Source organism: Gordonia sp. NPDC003504 (assembly GCF_053587995.1).
The window spans coordinates 1-16,965 of the sequence record NZ_JBSFPC010000027.1 but is presented as its reverse complement, the minus strand read 5'-3'; the positions used below and the strand labels follow the sequence as shown (position 1 = coordinate 16,965).

The window sequence follows — 16,965 nt, the reverse complement described above, 5'->3', positions numbered from 1 at the left end:
GCTCTCACGGGGTGTCCGCGCGCTCACCACGAGGGGGGGGGGGACGACCCCCCGCCCCACGCAACGTCACCGAACGTTCGCGGTGCGGTACCGCGACCAGTGGGGCTACTCGACCGACTGGGGCCAAGCGACTGCGTGACTACGCGTTCCACCACGGGCGCAGCGGAAGGTCCTGACGGCCGTCGGCGTCGAGTTTGACGCCGAGGACGTGATGCAGTTGCACGATGTCCCGCTCGAAGCCGATGCGGCAGCCTGCCATGTAGAGACCCCACAGGCGGGCAGTACCCTCGCCGACCTCGGCCACCGCCTCATCCCAATGCTCGACGAGGTTGCGGTTCCAGTCGCGCAGGGTCATCGCGTAGTGATAACGCAAGTTCTCCTCGTGGATCACCTCGACGCCACCGATGTCCTGGAGCTTGGAGATGATCTTGCCGGAACCGGTGAGTTCGCCGTCGGGGAAGACGTAGCGGTCGATGAACGAACCGGCTCGCATGTTCTTCCCGTTGTCCGGACGGGTGATGCAGTGGTTCAACAACATTCCGCCGACGCGGAGCTTGTCGCGCATGAACGAGAAGTACGCCGGATAGTTGCCGACGCCGATGTGTTCGGTGAGGCCGATCGACGAAACCGCATCGAACTCGGCCTCGGGCACATCGCGGTAATCGCTGTGACGTACCTCGGCCAGATCGGACAGACCCTCGTCGATGATCGCCCGCTGCGCCCACTCGGCCTGCTCGGCCGAGAGGGTCACGCCGAGCACCTTGACGCCGCGACGGGCGGCGTACCGCACCATTCCGCCCCAGCCGCAACCGATGTCGAGGAGGCGGTCACCGGCCTTGAGGCGGAGCTTGTCGAAGATCAGTCGATACTTGTTGTCCTGCGCTGTTTCCAGCGATGCATCGTGGTCCGGGTAGACAGCGCAGGTGTAGGTCATCGACGGTCCGAGGACCCACTCGTAGAAGGTGTTGGAGACGTCGTAGTGATAGTGGATGACCTCGGCGTCGCGAGCCTTGCTGTGCCGTAGGCCTTCTGCGAAGCGTCGCCACCGCGGCAGGGCCTCCTGCGGGGGTGGGGCGATGGGCTTGAAGTGTTCGATACCGAGGGATCGGGCGATCTGTGCGAGCGTCAGCGGCGACGGCCGCTTGAACTCCAGGTCCGACGCAAGTGCCTGCAGTGCTCCGTACGGATCGCCGGGATGTGCACCGATCAACTCGAGATCGCCTGCGACATATGCCCGTGCGAGTCCGAGATCGCCGGGGGCGGTGACGAGATAGGTGGTTCCCCGCGGTGTTTTCAGGTTGAGGCCGAACTCGGCGTCCTTAGGTCCGGCCGAACTGCCGTCGTAGGCGGTGATCCGTATGTTGAGGCTGCCGCCCATGATGGATTCGAAGACCTGGGCGAGATTGAGTTTGCCTTGTGTGGCATCGGTTTTCGTGATGACGCCGTTGGTCGACGCGCTGTCCTTGTAGGTCGTCATTGCCGTTTCACCGCTTTCGCATAGAGGTCCAGCAGTCGGCCCTTGGGGTCGTACCGCTTCTTGAGCAACCGATAGTGTTCGCCCCCGTAGAGCTCATCGAATTCCTCTGGACTGTAGAAGGATTCCGAATACAGGGACTTGTGGCCATCGAGTTCGGCCACCTCTCGTTCGATCAGTTTGTTGGCGTATCCGGGATCACCCGGCGTCACCGGCACCGCCGACCAGAAACCGACGTTGACATATGTTCGGTGCGGCTCCAGCGGATACAACGGCCACGGGCGGGACGCATCACGTCGAGTGTGCTCACCCTGTACGTCGGGTGTATCCGTCGGTCCGCCCTTCGTGCCGGCATCATCCCGTAGACGCAACGGGCACAACCAGATCGGCTCGATGGGGATGTTCTCCAGGAACCATTCGAGGTAGGCGGTGGTGTTCTCGATCGGCACCTCGATGTCCTGCACCACCCGCTCGTTCGCGGGTAGGCCCTTACGGGCGTTGATCCGGTCGGCGATGTTGAACCGATGGTCGTAGCCGATCAGCTTCCAGTAGAAACTGCTGCGCAACAAGCGTTTCGGCCACACTCGACGCACGCGCGGATTCTGGGCACCGAAGGCGCGGGAACACCAGAACCAGTCGGTGTCCCAGCGCCACAGGTAGTCGTGGATCGTTAACCGGTCGCGTTTGGGTGTCATCTGCGGCGCATGCTGGATCGACCGGTAGTAGATGTCCATGCCGGTGTAGTCACTGACCGGGCCCGGCTCGTCGGTCTGGCGCCCGAGTGTCAGATACGCCTCGTCGGCGGTGAACACGGTGCCGTCCAGGTAATCCACGCGTTCGCCGTCGTAAGTGCGGTCGCCGACGATGACGTCCATGGTGCGTTGCAGTTCGGCGAGATCGGTGAATCGCACATGCCGGAGTGCGACGAAGGGTTGCACTGTCTCCAGTTCGATCTTCAGACGTACCGAATATCCCAGCGTGCCATACGAATTCGGGAATCCGAAAAAGAGGTCGGCGTAGCTGTTGGTGGGTGTGGCGGTGACGATTTCGCCGTCGCCGGTGAGGATGTCGATCTCCAGCACCGATTCATGCGGAAGGCCGTTGCGAAAGGAGGTGCTCTCGATCCCCAATCCGGTGACCGCGCCGCCCAGCGTGATGGTCTTCAACTGCGGAACGACTTTCGGCGCCAGGCCGTAGGGCAGCGTGGCGGCGACGAGGTTCTCGTAGGTACACATGCCCGCGACGTCGGCGGTTTTGGCCTCGGCGTCGACGGAGATGACCCGGTCCAGACCGGACACATCCAGGCCGGGGTGTGGATTCTTCGCTCGCGCCCGGAACAGATTCGAGGTTTTCTTCGCGAGTCGGACGGTGGCCTGCGGGGGGATGGCGCGATAACTGTTCAGGAGGGTTGCCACGCCCTCCTCGAATGCCGCTGCCCCCATCTCCAAGTCTGCAGAGCTCACTTGGCTAGCCTAGGACCTGAGCCTCATGCCCGCCAATCAATACCTGACGAAGGAGCCCGGCCCGTGGGTCAGATTTCTGCAAGCCAGTCGACCGAGATCGCCGCTACCCCGGACGCCGTGATCGGCGCGCTCGCCGACTACAACGAGGTCCGCCCGGCGATCCTGCCCGAGCAGTACCGCGACTACTCGGTGATCAGCGGAGGCAACGGCGACGGCACCGTCGTGCACTGGATTCTGCAGGCCACCTCTAAACGTCAGCGCGACGTGAAGGCCACCGTGGCCGTCTCCCCGGACACCATCACCGAACGCGACGAGAACTCGACGATGGTGACGACGTACAAGGTCGCTGCCGCCGGAGCGGGCAGCACCGTCACCACCACGACCACGTGGAACAGCAATGCCGGCGGCATCGGTGGTTTCTTCGAGAAGACCTTCGCACCCAAGGGCCTCGCCAAGATCCAGGCCGCCCTGTTGGCCAATCTCAAGACCCGGCTGGAGAAGTAATCCCTGAACGCCCGCGTCGTCGGGGTCGGTCACGGCCGTCGCCGTTGCCGCCCCGCGACGGGGTCGACGCCACCCGCGTGGTGCTGCGTTCCGGGCCGGAGTCGACGATCCGCGATTGCCTTCGGACCACCCCGTCGCTGGCGGATATGTCCGACGAGGCACTGCAGGCGCGCGCCGAGCGAGGCGAGATCGTCGACGCGGAGGGCGTGCCGGTCCACCTGTCCGCGCCGGCGACCATGAACAGCTCGATCTACCTCTACCGGGACCTGCCCGACGAGGTGCCGATCCCGTTCGACCTGCCGATCCTCCACCGCGACGACGACATCGTCGTCGTCGACAAACCCCACTTCCTGGCGACGATGCCCCGGGGGCGGCATGTGACGCAGACGGCGCTGGTCCGGTTGCGACGAGAACTCGGCACGGACCTCGTGGCCCCGGCGCATCGTCTCGACCGCCTCACCGCGGGCGTCTTGCTGTTCACCCTTCGCCCCGAAGTGCGGGCCGCCTATCAGGACCTGTTCGCCACGCGCCGCGTCGACAAGGAGTACCGCGCTCTGGCCCCGCCGGCCGACTGGTCCGGGACGCGGACGGTGCGCGATCGCATCGAGAAGACGGCCGGGGACCTGCGCGCACGCGTCGTCGACGGCCCGGTCAACGCGATCAGCGACATCACCGAGGTCGAACGATCCGTCCACGGCTCGGTCTATCGCCTCGTCCCGCACACGGGCCGCACCCACCAACTCCGGCTGCACATGGCCTCGCTCGGCGTGCCGATCGTCGGCGATCCGCTCTATCCGGAGGTGGACGCCGACCTCGCCGCGCGGCCCGATCACGGTGACTTCGCGCAACCGCTGCGTCTGGTGGCGTACTCGTTGGCGTTCACCGACCCGATCAGCGGGGAGCACCGGTGCTTCACCTCCCGCCGGAGCGTGCGCTGACGTCGTCGAGTGGGCGCTACTTCCCGTCGAGTGAGCGCTGATCTGCGTCGAGTGTGCGTCGAATCAGATCAAGTGTGCATATCGCCATGCGCGGGTGGAGGCCTGAACGCCCACTCGACGGGATGCGGCGCCCACTCGACGGGAAACAGCGCCCACTCGACGGGAAACAGCGCCCACTCGACGGGAAACAGCGCCCACTCGACGGGAAACAGCGCCCACTCGACGGGCAGTAACCTCCCTCCCCGCTACCCTGCGTTCTGTGACGATCCGGGCCTCCTACGAACGCCACCCCGACCTCGGCTGCGAGGCGGTGGTGTTCATCGACGACGAGTCGATGGCCTGTTTCCAGATCCAGCGCGATCTGGTGGGCAGCGACCGCGCGAATGATCGGTACTGCATCTCCACCGGCGCCTCCGCACCGATCTACGACGCGATCGTCGACTGGCGACGCGTCGACGACAACCGGCTGGAGTTCGTGCTGACCCAGCGCGCGGGACGCCTCTTCGGCGACAGTGACCTGTCCTTCGAGATCACCCCGGTCGGCGACGACACCGTCGACGAGATCGTCGATCACGTCGCGCGTCTGCTGCGCTGACCCGGCGCGCCCACGGACCCCCCGCAGCACGGCGACTACTCTGGAGCCCGTGAATCAACCTTTCGACCCGAGTGCCCTCTTCGGCGGCGGTGGTGCCGGCGGCGAGAACCCGATGGCGGGTCTGCTGCAGCAGGCCCAGCAGATGCAGGCCAAGCTCCTCGAGGCGCAGAACGAGATCGCCGCGACCGAGGTGACCGGAACCGCAGGCAACGGACTGGTCAGCGTCACTGGAAACGGGACGGGTGAGGTCACCGCGGTGACCATCGACCCCAAGGTCGTCGATCCCGACGACGTCGAGACACTGCAGGATCTCCTGCTCGGCGCCCTGGCCGATCTGGCGCGCAAGCGCGAGGAACTCGCGGGCGAGAAGATGGGGCCCCTGGCCGGCGGACTCGGCGGCGGACTGCCCGGACTCGGCTGAGGGCGGACGTGTACGAGGGGCCGATCCAGGATCTGATCGATGAGCTGGCCAAACAGCCGGGCCTCGGGCCCAAGGGAGCCCAGCGCATCGCCTTTGCGCTGCTCGCCGGCGAGAAGAAGGAGATCGATCGGCTGATCTCGGCGCTCGGCCACGTCCGCGACGACGTCACCTTCTGCGCCGAATGCGGCAACGTGTCGGCCAACACGCTGTGCCGGATCTGCTCGGACGCCCGACGGGATGCGACGACGATCTGCGTCGTCGAGGAACCCAAGGACGTGCACGCCATCGAGCGGACCAAGGAGTTCCACGGGCGCTATCACGTGCTCGGTGGCGCCCTCGACCCGCTGTCCGGGATCGGCCCGGATCAACTCCGCATCCGTGAACTGTTGCGTCGACTGGCCAACACCCCCGACGGCAATGACGTGACCGAGGTGATCGTGGCCACCGACCCCAACACCGAGGGCGAGGCCACCGCCACCTATCTGCTGCGCATGCTCAAGGATTTCCCAGGGCTCAGCGTCACCCGACTGGCGTCCGGGCTCCCGATGGGTGGCGACCTGGAATTCGCCGACGAACTCACCCTCGGTCGCGCCCTGTCGGGCCGCCGGGCGCTCGCCTGAGACCGCCCGTGTCCGCGACCGCCGCTGCATCCGGTCAAACCGGTACCGCCGGACCGCCACTGCCCGACGAACTCGACGCCCGCCTCGACGATCTCGCCGCCGAGATGATCTCCGGCATCGTTGCGATCGACGGTCCGTCGGGTGCGGGCAAGTCGACGGTCGCCGACGCGCTGGTCGCCAAGCTACGAGCCCGCGGTACCGGTGTGGTGCTGGTCCGCACCGATGACTTCGCCACCTGGGACAATCCGGTGGCGTGGTGGCCGGAGCTGGAAACCGATGTGGTGCATGCCTTTATCCGCCGACGCGACTATCGGTACCGGCCGCGCGTGTGGGTGGACGGCGTCCCCGAGATCGGCAGCCGGATCTGGTATCGCTGGGAACCGTTGCTGGTGATCGAGGGGGTTTCCGCGGCGCGGCGACGCATCGCCGACCGCCTCACCTACTCGCTGTGGCTCGACGGTGCGCCCGCCGCCGAACGGCTCGAACGGGCCGTCGCCCGCGACGGCGAGGAGTCCCGACCGTTTCTGCAGCGGTGGCAACAATTCGAACGCGGCTGGTTCGCCGTCGACCGCACCCGGGACCGATGCCGGGTGCTGGACTGAGCAGATCCCGATGGGCCGACGCCGCACCTTCACCGACATCGCCGACCTCGATGCCGCGATCGTCGAGTGCCGGGCCTGTCGACGGCTGGTGGCGTGGCGGGAACGGGTCGCGCGCGAGAAGCGTGCGGCGTTCGCCGACCAGACCTATTGGGGCAGAGCGGTTCCCGGGTTCGGACCGGCCGACGCCGCGATGCTGATCCTGGGTTTGGCGCCGGCCGCCCACGGTGCCAATCGCACCGGCCGGATGTTCACCGGCGATCAGAGCGGCGACGTCCTGTTCCGCGCGCTCTACGACGTCGGGCTGGCAAGCCGTCCGGACGCGATCTCCGCCGACGACGGCATGGAACTGTTCGGGGTACGGATGACCGCGCCGGTGCATTGCGCGCCACCGCAGAATCAACCCACACCGGCCGAACGTGATCGCTGTTCGCGGTGGCTGGCCGCCGAACTCGCCTTGCTGCGACCGACGCTGCGGTCGGTGCTGGTGCTCGGGGGATTCGGCTGGCAGGTGGGATTGCGAACCTTCGCCGACCTCGGCTGGGAGGTGGCCCGGCCACGACCGAAGTTCGGTCACGGCGCCCGCACGGTCATCACCGCCGGCGACGATCACCTGACCGTCGTCGGCAGCTATCACGTCAGCCAGCACAACACCTTCACGGGTCGCCTCACGCCGGCGATGCTCCGCGAGGTGATCGTCGACGCCGCCCGGACCGCGGGACTGCCCACGCTGCGGCGTTGACAGCCGGCCCACCGGTGGATGCCAGGATCGGGCCAGTGTCGGTGGGCATCGTCGAAGGCGGACATCGAATACCCCCGATGCGATGAGACGACGACAGGGACCGCCGATGAGAAATGACGACGACGTCTGCCGCTGCGGACATCCCCGCGCCATGCACGAGCACTACCGAGCCGGATCGGACTGCGGACATTGCGGATTCGCCGGGTGCGCGAAGTTCCGCAAGACGCGCAGACCGATCGCTCGGGACGAGGCGGCCGCGCGGCGCCCCGCACTGCGCCTGGCGCCCGCTGTTCCCATGGCCACTGTTCCCACGACCACTGCACCCGAGAACACCGCACCCGAGGTCACGGGATCGCGACGCCACCCGGTTCGGGTCGTCGCCGACGACGATCGGCGCGCGGGCTGAGCTCACCCGAAAAGGGGACATAGCGTGCATACCGCCGTTCGGTGATCGGCGCAGAGCGTAGGGTGTCGTAATGGTCGGGCGCGCAGATCACCGTTGTCGATGTAGTCATCCGAAGTCAGCACATGAGCATTACCGTGCCGGAACAGATTGCGCGATCTGCGGCGCGGACCGATGCCCCAGGTTTCGCCGGATGTACTGGTGGTCGCGTGCCGATTCAGCCCCGCCGGCCGGCGGCGAGACGCTCGGTGCGCAGCCGGTCAACCTCTGGGAGGTCAAGCGGCGCAAGCGTATCGGTCCCCATGGCCCGGGCCAGGAGAAGATCGGCTAATTCGGGGTTACGTGCCAGCGACGGTCCGTGCATGTATGTACCGATGACCGATCCGCTGACCACACCCTCGGTGCCGTCGCCGACCCCGTTGCCGACGCCGTGCCTCACCCGCCCCAGCGGTGACGAGTCCGAACCCAACGTGCTTCCGCCCCGATGGTTTTCGAAACCGCTCAACGGCTGGGTCAAACCCTCGAGGACGGGTTCGGTGACCAGTTCGCCGATGCTCCGTGTCGCCTGCGGTGACGTCGTCAGATCGAACACTGAGATGCCGTCGACGCGTTCACCGGCCGAGGTCTCATACCAATGTCCGAGCACCTGGATGGCCGCGCAGATCGCCAGCACCGGCCGTCCCGCGGCCGCGGCCCGCTGCAGTCCGGGGAATCGCGTGAGGTGCCGCGTCGCCAAGCGCTGCGCGTAGTCCTCGGCACCACCGAGGGTGTACACGTCCAGCGAATCGGGCACCTCGTCGTCGAGGGTGATCTGGATGACCTCGGCGTCGATCCCGCGCATCCGGGCGCGTTGACGCAGGATCAGTGCGTTGCCGCCGTCGCCGTAGGTGCCCATCACGTCGGGCAGGACGAGGCCGATCCGCAGGGTCGATTCGCTCACTGTTCTGCCTTCCGGGCACGCTCGGCGCGTTCGATGGCGGTGTTCAGGTCGCGGAACGCGGTGTAGTTGGCGAGCACCTCGACCCGCCCGGGCGGGCAGGATGCGATGGCGGCCATGGGGTCGTCGATCGTGGTGTGTTCGGCGCCGGCGTAAAGCAGTCGCACCGACAGATCGGCGGCCCGCTCACCGGAGGCCACGACCTGCATGGTTTCGAACGCCTCGAATCGCACATCCCACAACCACGACAGATCCTCCCCGTCGGGGACCTGCCCGTTGACCGCGATGACCAGACCGTCGGCGTCCTGATCGATCATCGACAGCGCCTCCTGCCAACCCGCGGGATTCTTCGCCAGTAACGTGCGCACCGAATGATTGCCGACCTGATGGATGCCGTAACGCCCGGCGACCTCGCCGACGGTCTGCACCGCGGCGACGGCCTTGGCCGGGTCGGCGCCCATGACGACGGCGGCGGCCACCGCCTGCGCAGCGTTGCCTCGGTTGGCGCGCCCGGGTACCAGCAGCGACATCGGTGAGGTGAATCCGTCCGGGCCGTACAGGTTCTCGTCGTCGAACCACCAGTCCGGTGACGGGCGACGGAAGTTCTCGTCGCCGGTGGAACGCCAGTCACCATCCGTGCCGCGAATGATCGGCTCTCCGGTCCGCGGGCAGCTCACCGAGTCACCCACCCAACTCGCACCCGCGGCCACCCAGACGACCTTGGGTGCGTCGAACGCCGCCGAGGTCACCAGGACGTCGTCGCAGTTGGCGACGACGGTCATGGCGGGGTGTTTGGCAATCCCGGCGCGCAGCCGACGTTCGATCATGTTGATCTCGCCGACGCGGTCGAGCTGATCGCGGGACAGGTTCAGCATCACCAGCACCTCGGGGTCGGTGGCGTCGCTGACGTGTGGGACGTGGAGTTCGTCGACCTCGAGTGCGCATACCGGCGCCGAGCGTTGCAGGCTCAGTGTCGCGATGATCCCGGCATCCATGTTGGCGCCGTCGGCCTGGGTGGCCACCTCACCGAGTTCGGCGAGGGCCGCGGCGGTCATCCGGGTGGTCGTCGATTTGCCGTTGGTGCCGGTGATCAGCGCAGTCCGCTTGCCGGCCGCGAGGCGCGACATGATCTTCGGGTCGATCTTCTCGGCGACCAAGCCGCCGATCATTGAGCCCTTTCCGCGGCCTGCGGTGCGGGACGCCCATCGAGCGGATGCGGCGGCGGCCAGGGCCACCGAGGTGCGCAGCGGGACGCGCGTCGCGGACGATGACGGGGTGTCGCGGTCGGGCATGTGGACGAGTCTGGCACAGCGATGCGCGCGGTGCCGTGACGGAACCGGCGAGTAGTGTCGCGGGGTGTGAGCAGGGCCACGACATCGACACTTTCGCTTCCGTTACGACCGGTCCGCGCGGCTCTGAGCCGCATCGGCCACATTCCTGCGGTGGTGCCGGGAACCCTCGCGCGGTTCTGCCCGGTCAACGCCGACGGCGAGCACATCGCCCCGGATATGCTCGCCACCGCGGTCGTCATGGGCCTCATCCCGGGTGGTGATCTCGGTGGGGTCACCCCGGAACACGCCCGTAGGAACCTCGTCGTGAACGCCGGGGTCGGCGGCGAGAAGACACCGGCACTCGCGGTCGTCGAGGACCTCGCCATCGACTCGCCGGACGGGCCGATTCCCGCGACCCGCTACCGCGCCGAGGTCACCACCACCGGGTTGATCGTGTTCTTCCACGGCGGTGGATTCGTCCTCGGTTCCCCGGCCACGCACGACGGGTACTGCCGACGGCTCGCGATCGACACCGGCGCCGACGTGCTCTCCGTCGACTACCGCCTGGCGCCCGAGCATCCGTTCCCGGCGGCGGTCGACGACGCGTTGGTCGCCTGGCGTTTCGCGGTGGCAAAGGCCGCGGAGTGGGGTGTGCCCGCCGACCGCCTCGTCGTCGCCGGTGACAGCGCGGGCGGCAACCTCGCGGCGGTGGTGTCTCAGCAGGTGCGGGGTGAGGATGTGACGCCCCGACTGCAGGTGCTGCTCTACCCGATCACCGACCACACCCGGGAGGGTGGCTCCCGGGAGGAGTTCGCAACGGGGTACCTGCTCACCAAGGCGCGGATCGACTGGTTCGACGAGAACTACGTTCCGGCCGACGCCGACCGCACCGACCCGCGGCTCTCGCCGCTGTTGGCCACCGATCTCAGCGGCCTCCCGCCCGCCCACGTGGTGGTGGCCGGCTTCGACCCGTTGCGTGATGAGGGCATCGCGTACGCGGATGCGCTTGTCGCAGCCGGGGTTTCGGTGTCCCTGGAACGGGACGGCGGACTCATCCACGGTTTCGCCAACATGACCGGGTACAGTCCGTCGGCGCGGCAGGCGGTGTCCCGCATCCACGAGACGATCGCGGCCGCGCTGAGCTGAGTGGCGTACGTCGCCGGAATGACCGGCAGGGCAAGCCGCGGGTACCGTGAGGCCATGCAGGTGGACATGCCGGTCGGGCTCGTCGCCGACCTCGACGCACGCTGGAACGAACCACACCGTCGACACCACGATGCCCGGCATCGCGACGAAATGCTGAGCGCGCTCGATGTTTTGGCGGAAGCAGGTGAGGAGTTCGACGTTCGCCCGGTGGTGCTGGCCACCTGGTTTCACGACGCGGTGTACGAGGTGTTCGGCGAGGACAACGAGGGGGCGTCGGCGCGCCTGGCCGCCGATCTTCTCGGTGCCGACGACCCGGACGTCACCGAGGTGGTCCGCCTCGTCGAGTTGACCCGGACCCACGACCCGTCATCCGACGACCGCAATGGTGGGGTGTTGTCGGATGCGGATCTGTGGATTCTGGGTGCCGATCCGGCGCGGTACCGCGAGTACGTCGATGCGGTGCGGGACGAGTATCAGGCGGTCCCCGACGACCTGTTCCGCAGCAGGCGTGCACAGTTGTTGCGGGACTTGCTGTCTCACGATCATCTGTATGTCACCGCGACGGCGCGGCGGCTGTGGGAGGCCGATGCGCGGCGCAATGTGGCAGCCGAGATCGTCGAGCTCACGTCAGGCTGACGAGACAAGCTCGTGCTCTTGAGTTCTGGCGGGCTTCGGCCGCGAGCGCGGCGACGCGATCACCCCGGCGGCGCAGCCGGCGATGACGAGTGCGGCGCCGCCGAGTTCGACCCGCGACGGGACCTCGTCGAGTAACAGCCAGGACGCGCTGATCCCGACGACCGGCACCAGCAGTGACAGCGGCGCGACGCGGCTGGCCTCGTAGCGTTTCATCAGCATCGTCCACAGACCGGATCCGGCGATGGTGCCGAGCAGCACCACGTACGCCAGCCCGACCAGGGCGAGTAGTCCCGATGACGTGCTCAGCGAGGTGAGCGACGCGAGATCGGCCGCGGGGCCCTCGGTCGCCAGGCTCATCAGCAGGAAGGGGAGGGGCGGGACCACCGACATCCACAGCGTCATGCGAAGTGCGTCGTCCGGCTGGGATAGGCGACTGCCGATGTTGCCGAACGCCCAGGACAGTCCGGCCAGCACGGTCAGCACCATGGGTGCCACGATGCCGAGTCCGATCGCGGAGTGTCCGGCGCGGTCGGCGCCGATGAGGACGATGCCCGCCACGGCGACGGCGATGCCGAGAACCTGGGCGGGCACCAGACGTTCACGCAGGAACACCACGCCCAGGAGCACTGTGAACGGCGCGGAGGTCTGCAGGACGAGGGAGGCGAGGCCGGTCGGCATACCGAGATCCATCGCTAGGAACAGGAAGGCGAACTGCCCGAAGCCGAATCCGACGGCGTAGAGCAGGAACCAGCGCATCTGCACCTTCGGGAAGCGGACGAACGCGATCACCGGCACCGCCATCACCGCGAACCGCAGGGCGGCGAAGAAGAACGGCGGAAAGTGATCGAGGCCGACGCGAATCGCGATGAAGTTCAGACCCCACAGGACGACGACGGTGAGTCCGAGCAGGCGATCGCGTGTGGTCATGCAGCCATCGTCGAGCCCATATCGATGAAGGACAAGCGAATTTAACTGGATGAACGATGTAGATCTGCTACATGGTCCGTCTTGAGTGGGTCTCCCTCCGCTCTCCGCCGGCGAGGCCGCCCCCGCTGTCCGCGTGGCCCGCCGCCGCTGGGCCGAGTAGGTCTTCACTGGCTGGGTGGCCCGCCTCCCGCCGGCCGAGTAGGCACCTCCCTCCGGCAGGGCCGACCTTCCCCCCGCCGGCCGAGTAGGCCCGCTTCCCTCCGGCAGGGCCGACCTTCCCCCCGCCGGCCGAGTAGGCCCGCTTCCCTCCGGCAGGGCCGACCTTCCCCGCTGGCCGAGTAGGCCCGCTTCCCTCCGGCAGGGCCGACCGTCCCCCCGCTGGCCGAGTAGGCCCGCTTCCCCCCGCTGGCCGAGTAGGCCCGCTTCCCTCCGGCAGGGCCGACCGTCCCCCCGCTGGCGAGTAGGCCCGAGGAACGAGGGCCGTATCGAGGTCACCTCCGCAGCGTCACGCCGGAACCGTCACACCGGAGACCCACGCCCCGCCGGCCGAGTGGCCCGAGGAACGAGGGCCGTATCGAGGCCACCCCGCCGCACGCCTCAGCGCCAGCCGAGTGCGGGCGCCACCTCCGTGAGGATCGACTCGATGACGTGCGCGTTGTATTCGACGCCGAGCTGGTTGGGCACCGTCAGCAGCAGGGTGTCCGCGGCGGCGATGGCCTCGTCTTCTCGGAGTTGTTCGATGAGTTTGTCGGGTTCGTCGGCATAGCTGCGTCCGAATCGGGCGAGTCCGCCGTCGATGTGGCCGACCTGATCCGAACTGTGGCGGTCGCGACCGAAGTAGGCGCGGTCCATCTCGTTGGTGAGCGCAAAGATGCTGCGGCTCACCGATACTCGGGGTTCGCGCTCATGTCCGGCCTCGGCCCACTTGTCGCGGAACCGTTGGATTTGCTCGGCCTGCAGCTTGTGGAACGGGATGCCGGTGTCCTCGGTGAGCAGCGTCGAACTCATCAGATTCATGCCCTGTTCGGCGGTCCATTCGGCGGTGGCCCGGGTTCCGGCACCCCACCAGATCCGCTCCCGCAGTCCCGGCGACTGCGGCTCAATGCCGAGCAGGCCCGGGGGATTCGGGAACATCGGGGACGGGTTGGGTTCGGCAAACCGCGCGCCGTCGATCAGCTTGAGGAAGACGTCGGTGTGCTGGCGGGCCATGTCGGCGTCGGAGACCCCTTCCGGCGGAATGTATCCGAAGTACTTGTAGCCCTCGATGACCTGCTCCGGGGACCCCCGGCTGACGCCGAGTTGCAGGCGCCCTCCGGCGATGAGGTCCGCCGCGCCCGCGTCCTCGGCCATGTACATGGGGTTCTCGTAGCGCATGTCGATGACGCCGGTGCCGATCTCGATGCTGCTGGTCTTCGCGCCGATCGCGGCGAGCAGGGGAAACGGCGAGGCGAGCTGGTGTGCGAAGTGGTGAACACGGAAGTAGGCACCGTCGGCGCCGAGCTCTTCGGCGGCCACGGCTAGGTCGATGGATTGCAGTAGGGTGTCGGCGCCGGAGGTCGTCTGTGACCCGGGCGAGGCGGCCCAGTGTCCGAAGGAGAGAAAACCGATCTTCTTGGTCATGACACCTTTAACCGGACTGGGGTCCGGATTGTTCCGTGGTGTGTGCGGTTCGGTCGGTGGCCCGTCGTCGATGGACTGCCGGGCTCACGCCGTACCGGCGTTTGAACGCTGTACTCAGGGCGAAAGCGCTTCCGTAGCCGACTCGCCGGGCGATCACGTCCAGGGTCGCGTCGGTGTCGTCGAGCATGTCTGCCGCCACCGAGAGCCGCCACGTCGCCAGGTACGTCATCGGAGGTGCGCCCACCAGCTCGGTGAAGCGGCGGGCCATCACAGCCCGGGATATTCCGACCTGTTCGGCGAGTGAGGCGACCGTCCACGGATGATCGATGTTGTTGTGCAGCAGTCGAAGCGACTGCCCGACGAGGCGATCGGAATGGGCCCGTACCCAGGCCGGACCGTGTCCGGCGGCGAGTGCGCGGCGCAGCGCCGTGATCAGCAGGAGGTCGAGCAGTCTGCTGAGGACCGCCTCCTGCCCGGGTGCGTCCACGACGGCTTCGGACTCGGTCATCGCGACCAACGGGTCGTCGTGGCTCGCGACGACGGTGATCCGGTTCAGTGAGTCGAGCAGGTGTCGTCCGACGGTGCCGGTCTGGTACGTGCCCACCAGCATCACGGTGTCGGTGTCCCGGACGGCGTCCGTATTACCCCAGGACCGAACGCCGAAACTCATCTGCTCGGCCACGCTGTGGCGTCCCGTGGGATCCAGGCAGTGCCCGCTCTCATCGATGATCGCGATCGGCGGGCAGTTCGCTGTGGCGCCAATCGTGTACGGTTCGGTGCCGCGGATGAGCGCGACGTCGCCGACGTTCAGTGGTGACGTCGTGCCGTCGTCGTAGCTCAGCACCGCGTCGCCGCGGGTGACCGCGACGACGGTCAACGGGGCACGATCGGTGATGCGCACGGCCCAGTCGCCGGTCATCACCATTCGCAGGATCATCGGATCGACGGCACGGGGGCCGTTCAACAGCAGACCGAGAGCATCCATTGCCCGACGATAGCGCTTGCTCGAGACGATCGATAATGGAATCAATCCTTCGGATAATGGAAACGCTCATCGCTTCGTAGTGAAGTTGATCTCGTGACCATCCTTCGAGCGATCACCCTGATACTGACCCTGGTGACCGGTGGGCTCGTCGCGGGCCTCTTCGCCGCCTTCTCCTACGCGGTGATGCCGGCCCTCGACCGCACCGGCCCGAGCACGGCCATCGCCGCGATGCAACGGATCAATGTGGTGATCGTCAATCCGATCTTCCTGGCGATCTTCATCGGAGGACTGGTGTTTGCGATTGCCGGGACCGTCCTGACCTGGCGCGACGATCTGCGCTGGTGGGTGCTTGCCGCCGCCGTACTCTACATCGTCGCGTTTCTCGTCACCGGTATGGCCAATGTTCCGCTGAACGACCGGCTGGCGGATGTGGGAACGATCGAACCTGTTGCGGCGCAGCAGGTGTGGTCGGATTACATCGTGCCGTGGGTGCGTTGGAACACCCTTCGCGCCGTTCTGCACACCACATCGGTGGCGGTTCTCGCCGCCGGCCTCGTGCTGACGCGCGGCTGAGCACCTGCCTCGATCTGGTCAGTCACCTTGTTCCAGTATCGATTTGAGCATCGCCAGGTCGGCGTTGACCATCTCGGCGTCCCGCTCAAACTCTGCGTCCGACATCTCGCGCTGGCGAAGAGTGAAGACCACTTCGGCACCATCGGGATGAGCAAGCACCCGAATGGGATTGGTCACCGTGGCCCCGCTCGGCAGGATCACGTCGTGATCGAGGACCCCGAGATCATTGTGTCGGACAAAGCGAACCGTCACCGTGCCCATCGGCGACTCGACGAAGAGGTCGTCACCGCTCCTGGTCACCGTCGAGGTGGCAAGGCCCGCAGCCCACCGCGGCAGGTTGTCGGGTTCGGCGGCGAACTCGTACACCCGCTGCGGGCTCGCGGCGATGACGGTGCTGAGATGTCGACTACGCATACGTCCATAGTGCACCCGCCCACCGACAAAGCCAGAGGGCTACGCATCTTGCCGGTGACGGCTCTCCTCATCACTGACAGTGCTTTCGGTTGCGCTGACAACGCTCCGAATTACGTTGACAACAATCCAATCTCGTTCTCGTCGACCTCATCCCGCCGATCGCGCCGACCTCATCCCGCCGGTCGAGGCGTCCCCATCCCGCCGGTCGAGGCGTCCCCATCCCGCCGGTCGAGCCGACCCCAATCCGCCGGTCGAGGCGTCCCCATCCCGCCGGTCGAGCCGCGTTTATCCCGCCGGTCGAGCCGACCCGGAGCGCTAGCTGCCGCGTTGAGCTCCGTCGAAACGGAGGGTCGAGTCGAGACCAGGTGACATGACGCTGGAACCCCCACCACCACAACACCTCCCACGAAACGCGCCGCCCCATACCACACCCCACCGACAAGAAAATCCCGCCGACAACAAGTTATCCACAGACCAAACGTTATGCACAGCAACAGGATTCACGAAACCGACCCTTGCGCCGACCGCCAACGAGGCCTACTGTGGTAGACATGACATCGGGGGAACTTGACATCACCATCGACTTGTTGGCGGAACTCGACTTCACCACCGGCGGCCTCACCCACGAGGACGCAAAGAGTGCGCTGCACGCCATCGTGGTGATCCGCAACCTCGTCGATCACCACGCGAGTGTGCT

General features: G+C 67.0%; 19 protein-coding genes. 11 read left to right on the top strand and 8 right to left on the bottom strand.

Going from position 1 to position 16,965, the window contains the following annotated elements; genetic code table 11:
* Nucleotides 1-139: 139 nt before the first annotated feature.
* Entirely contained in the window at nt 140-1,477 is a 1,338-nt protein-coding gene (locus ACWDPV_RS24035; RefSeq protein WP_449744991.1) for a class I SAM-dependent methyltransferase, read from the bottom strand.
* On the bottom strand, nt 1,474-2,916 hold the full coding sequence (locus ACWDPV_RS24030) for an FAD-binding oxidoreductase (protein WP_449744993.1): 1,443 nt from the start codon (nt 2,914-2,916) through the stop codon (nt 1,474-1,476). The genes ACWDPV_RS24035 and ACWDPV_RS24030 overlap by 4 nt, the downstream gene beginning before the upstream one ends.
* 84 nt (nt 2,917-3,000) lie before the next feature.
* Here ACWDPV_RS24030 and ACWDPV_RS24025 point away from each other — a divergent pair, with 84 nt between their 5' ends.
* The 8 genes from ACWDPV_RS24025 to ACWDPV_RS23990 all read left to right on the top strand — a co-directional run bounded on the left by ACWDPV_RS24025 (nt 3,001) and on the right by ACWDPV_RS23990 (nt 7,762).
* Nucleotides 3,001-3,441 (top strand): SRPBCC family protein, encoded by a 441-nt coding sequence (locus ACWDPV_RS24025; RefSeq protein ID WP_449744990.1) that lies wholly within the window; start codon nt 3,001-3,003, stop codon nt 3,439-3,441.
* 44 nt (nt 3,442-3,485) lie between these two features.
* Complete coding sequence (locus tag ACWDPV_RS24020; protein ID WP_449744989.1) at nt 3,486-4,379, top strand: pseudouridine synthase; 894 nt, start codon at nt 3,486-3,488, stop codon at nt 4,377-4,379.
* A gap of 259 nt (nt 4,380-4,638) precedes the next feature.
* Entirely contained in the window at nt 4,639-4,974 is a 336-nt protein-coding gene (locus ACWDPV_RS24015) for a hypothetical protein (protein WP_449744988.1), read from the top strand.
* Between the two features lie 49 nt (nt 4,975-5,023).
* Nucleotides 5,024-5,395: a YbaB/EbfC family nucleoid-associated protein gene (locus ACWDPV_RS24010; protein ID WP_449744987.1), complete on the top strand. Its 372-nt coding sequence runs from the start codon at nt 5,024-5,026 to the stop codon at nt 5,393-5,395.
* Between the two features lie 8 nt (nt 5,396-5,403).
* Entirely contained in the window at nt 5,404-6,015 is a 612-nt protein-coding gene (gene recR, locus ACWDPV_RS24005; protein ID WP_348806318.1) for a recombination mediator RecR, read from the top strand.
* A gap of 104 nt (nt 6,016-6,119) precedes the next feature.
* A complete protein-coding gene (locus tag ACWDPV_RS24000) occupies nt 6,120-6,617 on the top strand; it encodes a uridine kinase family protein (RefSeq protein ID WP_449744992.1) in 498 nt (165 codons plus the stop codon).
* Between the two features lie 10 nt (nt 6,618-6,627).
* Nucleotides 6,628-7,356: a uracil-DNA glycosylase gene (locus ACWDPV_RS23995; RefSeq protein WP_449744986.1), complete on the top strand. Its 729-nt coding sequence runs from the start codon at nt 6,628-6,630 to the stop codon at nt 7,354-7,356.
* A gap of 106 nt (nt 7,357-7,462) precedes the next feature.
* Nucleotides 7,463-7,762: a hypothetical protein gene (locus ACWDPV_RS23990; RefSeq protein WP_449744985.1), complete on the top strand. Its 300-nt coding sequence runs from the start codon at nt 7,463-7,465 to the stop codon at nt 7,760-7,762.
* A 214-nt stretch (nt 7,763-7,976) separates the two neighbouring features.
* Here the strand turns inward: ACWDPV_RS23990 and ACWDPV_RS23985 are convergent, their stop codons facing one another.
* Nucleotides 7,977-8,699, bottom strand: coding sequence for a type 1 glutamine amidotransferase (locus ACWDPV_RS23985; RefSeq protein ID WP_449744984.1), 723 nt, complete (start codon nt 8,697-8,699; stop codon nt 7,977-7,979).
* On the bottom strand, nt 8,696-9,988 hold the full coding sequence (locus ACWDPV_RS23980; protein WP_449744983.1) for a MurT ligase domain-containing protein: 1,293 nt from the start codon (nt 9,986-9,988) through the stop codon (nt 8,696-8,698). The genes ACWDPV_RS23985 and ACWDPV_RS23980 overlap by 4 nt, the downstream gene beginning before the upstream one ends.
* A gap of 66 nt (nt 9,989-10,054) precedes the next feature.
* Here ACWDPV_RS23980 and ACWDPV_RS23975 point away from each other — a divergent pair, with 66 nt between their 5' ends.
* Both ACWDPV_RS23975 and ACWDPV_RS23970 read left to right on the top strand, forming a co-directional pair.
* Entirely contained in the window at nt 10,055-11,113 is a 1,059-nt protein-coding gene (locus ACWDPV_RS23975; RefSeq protein ID WP_449744982.1) for an alpha/beta hydrolase, read from the top strand.
* Nucleotides 11,114-11,167: 54 nt separating this feature from the next.
* Complete coding sequence (locus ACWDPV_RS23970; RefSeq protein ID WP_449744981.1) at nt 11,168-11,749, top strand: HD domain-containing protein; 582 nt, start codon at nt 11,168-11,170, stop codon at nt 11,747-11,749.
* Here the strand turns inward: ACWDPV_RS23970 and ACWDPV_RS23965 are convergent.
* The 3 genes from ACWDPV_RS23965 to ACWDPV_RS23955 form a co-directional block, all read right to left on the bottom strand.
* The gene (locus tag ACWDPV_RS23965; protein ID WP_449744980.1) at nt 11,741-12,676 is read right to left on the bottom strand and encodes an EamA family transporter; all 936 of its coding nucleotides are present in this window, start codon (nt 12,674-12,676) and stop codon (nt 11,741-11,743) included. The genes ACWDPV_RS23970 and ACWDPV_RS23965 overlap by 9 nt on opposite strands.
* 597 nt (nt 12,677-13,273) lie before the next feature.
* Nucleotides 13,274-14,296, bottom strand: a complete 1,023-nt coding sequence (locus ACWDPV_RS23960; RefSeq protein ID WP_449744979.1) for an LLM class flavin-dependent oxidoreductase — start codon at nt 14,294-14,296, stop codon at nt 13,274-13,276.
* 7 nt (nt 14,297-14,303) lie between these two features.
* Nucleotides 14,304-15,281: a cupin domain-containing protein gene (locus ACWDPV_RS23955; RefSeq protein WP_449744978.1), complete on the bottom strand. Its 978-nt coding sequence runs from the start codon at nt 15,279-15,281 to the stop codon at nt 14,304-14,306.
* A 93-nt stretch (nt 15,282-15,374) separates the two neighbouring features.
* On the opposite strand from ACWDPV_RS23955, the gene ACWDPV_RS23950 reads away from it, so the two are divergent.
* Nucleotides 15,375-15,854 (top strand): anthrone oxygenase family protein, encoded by a 480-nt coding sequence (locus tag ACWDPV_RS23950; protein ID WP_449744977.1) that lies wholly within the window; start codon nt 15,375-15,377, stop codon nt 15,852-15,854.
* An 18-nt stretch (nt 15,855-15,872) separates the two neighbouring features.
* Here the strand turns inward: ACWDPV_RS23950 and ACWDPV_RS23945 are convergent, their stop codons facing one another.
* Complete coding sequence (locus tag ACWDPV_RS23945; protein WP_449744976.1) at nt 15,873-16,268, bottom strand: SRPBCC family protein; 396 nt, start codon at nt 16,266-16,268, stop codon at nt 15,873-15,875.
* Nucleotides 16,269-16,965: the final 697 nt, after the last annotated feature.